Source organism: Pseudoalteromonas sp. SIMBA_162, from assembly GCF_046535955.1.
Taxonomy (GTDB): Bacteria; Pseudomonadota; Gammaproteobacteria; order Enterobacterales; family Alteromonadaceae; genus Pseudoalteromonas; species Pseudoalteromonas marina.
Genome location: NZ_JAWJBQ010001056.1, coordinates 1 through 242 on the forward strand (window position 1 = coordinate 1; position 242 = coordinate 242).

Annotated in this window: 1 protein-coding gene; it reads left to right on the plus strand. The window is 52.1% G+C overall.

The window, feature by feature from the left end; all coding sequences use genetic code 11:
- Window positions 1-242, plus strand: a 242-nt coding sequence (locus tag R0J88_RS22935; RefSeq protein WP_410901307.1) for an ABC-type transport auxiliary lipoprotein family protein, incomplete at both ends; no start/stop codon positions are given.

Consider the following 242-nt stretch of genomic DNA (forward strand, 5'->3'; position numbering starts at 1 on the left):
TCCCAGCCTCTGGGAAGCGCCCAGGACACGCTCAATGTTACCGTAACGGAGTTTAACGGTCGCTATGATGGCAAGGTCATTGTCAGTGGTGAGTGGCTGTTGAACCACCAGGGACAACTGATCAAACGTCCGTTCCGTCTGGAAGGAGTGCAAACTCAGGATGGTTACGATGAGATGGTTAAAGTGCTAGCCGGTGTCTGGAGTCAGGAAGCCGCTTCTATTGCACAAGAGATAAAGCGTCT